The sequence below is a fragment of the Kineococcus gurbantunggutensis genome (genome assembly GCF_050871925.1).
In the GTDB taxonomy this organism is placed as follows: Bacteria; Actinomycetota; Actinomycetes; order Actinomycetales; family Kineococcaceae; genus Kineococcus.
Genome location: NZ_JBJLSG010000265.1, coordinates 1 through 3,991 on the forward strand (window position 1 = coordinate 1; position 3,991 = coordinate 3,991).

Consider the following 3,991-nt stretch of genomic DNA (forward strand, 5'->3'; position numbering starts at 1 on the left):
ACCGCGCCCGGGGCCTGCGGCGCGCCACCGGTGAGCGCCCGCACGCGCGCCGGCTCCACCCCCAGGCGCTGCAGCTGGGCGCGCAGCGCCCCCTCGCCGGCACCCCCGGCCGCCGCCGCGCGGGCCACCGGCCCCGCCGACGGCGCCTCCAGGCGGCGCAGCGCGCGGCCGGTGGCCTCCAGCACCCCCAGCACGGCGGGCGCGGACAGCCGCGGCAGGGACCCGGCCGGGCCGTCCAGGACCAGGCACCCCACGACCGCCGAGACCGGCCCGGAGTCGTCGACGAGGGGCACGGCGACGACGGCGCCGTACTTGCCGCGCAGCCGGCGGTGCTCCTCGAGCGTCAGCCCCTGGCGCACGTCGGCGGGCAGGCGCTGCCAGCCGGCGGCGTCCACCTCCCCCGCGGCGGCGTCCAGGGCCGCCACGTCCACGGCCACCACCTCGCCCTCGGCCGCGCAGCGCCCCACGACGCCCTTGCCGGGGGCCCACGCGGTCCCGGAGGCGGCGGGGCGGCGCCCGGCGCGCACCCGGTGCAGGCGCAGCAGGCGCGCGGGCCGGCCGGGCAGGGCGGGGCGGTGCAGCCGGTACAGGGCCACCGCGAGGTCGCGCGCGTCCAGGCCGGTGGCGTCGACGGCGCTCCACAGCACCGCGTGCAGCAGGTCGTCGAGGACGTCGCGGTGCGCGGCGCGGCGCGAGGCCCGCCAGCGCGCGAGCGCGTGCGCGGCGGTCGTGGCCACGGCCAGCACGGCGGTCAGGGCGATCAGCGCGCCCACGACCGCGGGCGGGGCGTCCCACAGCCCGGCGCGCTCCAGCCCCAGCAGGGCGCCCACCACCGCCGCCAGCACCGCCAGCGACACGTCCACGACCAGCCGCCGCACGCGCCCTCCCCCCGACCGCGGGCCGCCCGCCGGCCCGCGCGCCACCCTAGGGACGGGCCCCGACAGCACCCCCGCCGCGCCCCTGCCGCGCAGCGCGCAGGCACCGCGGGGGCGCCGCGGGGGGCGGTGGCCCGGTGCGGCACTAGGCTCAGCGCGTGGTGACCAGGGACGTGGTGGTCGTCGGCGCGAGCGCCGGCGGCGTGGAGGCGCTGCGCACCCTGGTGGCGGGCCTGCCGGCGGACCTGCCGGCGACGGTGCTGGTGGTGCTGCACGTGCCCCCCACGGGCGCCGGCGCCCTGGCCTCGATCCTGGACCGCGCCGGGCCCCTGCCGGCGCGCGCCGCGGTGCCCGGCGAGCCGCTGCCGCGCGGCACCGTGCTGGTGGCCACCCCGGACCGGCACCTGCTGCTCGCCGGCGACCACGTCGTGCACTCCGCCGGCCCCCGCGAGAACGGGCACCGCCCGGCCGTGGACGTGCTGTTCCGCTCCGCGGCCCGGGCGGCCGGTCCCCGGGTGGTCGGCGTGGTGCTCTCCGGGACGCTGGACGACGGCTCCGCCGGCCTGGTCGCCGTGCGCAGCCGCGGCGGCGTCGGCGTCGTGCAGGACCCCGCCGACGCCCTCTACACCGGGATGCCGGTCAACGCGATCGGCGCGGCGGACCCCGAGCACGTGCTGCCCGTGGCGGCGATCCCGGCGCTGCTGGACCGGCTGGTGCGCGAGGAGGTCCCCGCCGCACGCCCGGCCGCCGACGACGAGATGGGCGAGGAGGTCGCCGTGGCCCGCTTCGACACGGACGTCATCGACTCCGACGACCACCCCGGCGAGCCGTCCGGGTACACGTGCCCCGACTGCTCGGGGGCGCTGTGGCGCATCGACGACCACGGCCTGCTGCGGTTCCGCTGCCGCGTGGGGCACGCGTGGACCGCGGAGAGCCTGCACGAGCAGCAGAGCGCGGAGATGGACGGCGCCCTGTGGGTCGCCCTGCGCAGCCTGGAGGAGCGCGCCGCGCTGAACCGGGAGCTGGCCCGCCGCGCCGCCGAGGCCGGCAGGTCCCTCAGCGCCGGCCGGTTCGGCGAGCGGGCCGACGAGACCACGGAGGCCGCCGCCGTGATCCGCCGGCTGCTCACCGGGCGCGTGGGCGGCACGGGCGACGGGGTGGGCGCGTGAGCGGGCAGGGGGCGGCCGAGGTGCCCGGCGACGGGCCGGCGGGCGCGGAGGCGTTCGCGGACGGGACCGCGCCCGGCGACGCCGGGGCGCCCGAGCGGCTCGACGAGCTGCTGCAGCTGCTCAAGGAGTCCCGCGGCTTCGACTTCACCGGCTACAAGCGCCCCAGCCTGGAGCGGCGGGTGCGCCGCCGGATGGCCGACGTCGGCATCGCCACGTACGAGGAGTACCGCGACCGCCTCGAGGTCGACGCCGACGAGTTCACCGCGCTGTTCAACACCATCCTCATCAACGTCACCTCCTTCTTCCGCGACGCCGAGGCCTGGGAGCGCCTGCGCGGCGACCTGCTGCCGCAGCTGCTGCAGCGCAAGCCCACCGGGCCGATCCGGGCCTGGAGCGCCGGGTGCGCCTCGGGGCAGGAGGCCTACACGACCGCGATCTGCCTGGCCGAGCTGCTGGGCCCGGAGCAGTTCCGCGAGCGCGTGAAGATCTACGCCACCGACGCCGACGAGGAGGCGCTGGCGCACGCGCGCACGGCCACCTACACCGAGCGGGAGGTGCGCAGCCTGCCGCCGGAGCTGCTGGAGAAGTACTTCGAGCCCAGCGGCAGCCGCTTCACCTTCCGCCAGGACCTGCGCCGCTCGGTCATCTTCGGCCGCGCCGACCTGGTGCAGGACGCGCCCATCTCGCACGTGGACCTGCTGACCTGCCGCAACACGCTGATGTACCTGACGGCCGAGACGCAGGCGCGCATCGCCGAGCGGCTGCACTACTCGCTCAACCCCGAGGGCCTGCTGTTCCTGGGCAAGGCGGAGATGCTGCTGAGCCAGAGCGCGCTGTTCGCGCCGGTGGACCTGAAGAACCGCATCTTCCGCCGGGTGGGGGCCGCGCGCCCCGTCTCGCGCCTCACGGCCGCCAGCGCCCCGACGGCGCTGCCGCCGTCCGTCGACCCGGGCGCGGGGGTGCTGCGGGACGAGGCGCTGGCGGCCAGCCCGGTGGCGCAGATCGTGCTGGACCGGGCCGGGGCCGTGGTGCTGTCCAACCAGCGCGCCGACGCCCTGTTCGGCCTGAGCGCCGCCGACGCCGGCCGGCCCTTCCAGGACCTGGAGGTCTCCTACCGGCCGGTGGAGCTGCGCTCGGCCGTGGACCAGGCCAACGCCCAGCAGCGCACCGTGTGGATCCGCGACGTGGCCTGGACGCGCTCGCGCAGCGAGACGCGCTGGTTCGACGTGCAGGTGGTGCCGCTGCGCGCCGCGCAGGGCCACGCGCTGGGCACGGCGGTGGTCTTCATCGACGTGACGCGCTCGCGGCAGCTGCAGGACGAGCTGGAGGACGCCCACCGCCAGCTCGAGACCGCCTACGAGGAGCTGCAGTCCACCAACGAGGAGCTGGAGACCACCAACGAGGAGCTGCAGTCCACCGTCGAGGAGCTGGAGACCACCAACGAGGAGCTGCACTCCACGAACGAGGAGCTCGAGACGATGAACGAGGAGCTGCAGTCGATGAACGACGAGCTGCAGCACTCCAACCACGAGCTGCGCCTGCGCACCGACGAGGTCAGCGCCCTGAACAGCTACATGGAGGGCGTCTTCGCGAGCCTGCGCGTGGGGGTGGCCGTCGTCGACCCGGCGATGCGGGTGACCGTGTGGAACGCCTGGGCCACCGAGGTGTGGGGCGTGCGCGGCGACGAGGCCCTCGGTGAGCACCTGCTGGGCCTGGACATCGGCCTGCCCCTGCACGAGGTCGGCCCGGTCGTGCGGGCCGTGCTCGCCGGCGAGGAGGGCTCGGTGCTGCAGCTGGACGCGGTGAACCGGCGCGGCAAGCCGCTGGCGGTGCAGGTCTCGGTGCTGCCGCTGCAGGGCGCGCAGGGCGAGCTGTCCGGCGCGCTCGTCGTCATGGAGCAGCGCCCCGCCCGGGGCTGAGCGAGGCCGGGTCCCGCCGCCGGGCGGC

General features: G+C 77.5%; 2 protein-coding genes and 1 pseudogene. 2 read left to right on the forward strand and 1 reads right to left on the reverse strand.

Annotation, left to right across the window (positions count from 1 at the left end):
* Positions 1-878: pseudogene (locus ACRYR7_RS24690) on the reverse strand (hypothetical protein); the annotation flags it as partial.
* A gap of 155 nt (positions 879-1,033) precedes the next feature.
* Here ACRYR7_RS24690 and ACRYR7_RS24695 point away from each other — a divergent pair.
* Positions 1,034-2,044: a chemotaxis protein CheB gene (locus ACRYR7_RS24695; protein WP_432574983.1), complete on the forward strand. Its 1,011-nt coding sequence runs from the start codon at positions 1,034-1,036 to the stop codon at positions 2,042-2,044.
* A complete protein-coding gene (locus tag ACRYR7_RS24700) occupies positions 2,041-3,963 on the forward strand; it encodes a CheR family methyltransferase (RefSeq protein ID WP_432574985.1) in 1,923 nt (640 codons plus the stop codon). Before ACRYR7_RS24695 ends, ACRYR7_RS24700 begins: the two co-directional genes overlap by 4 nt.
* Positions 3,964-3,991 lie beyond the last annotated feature (28 nt).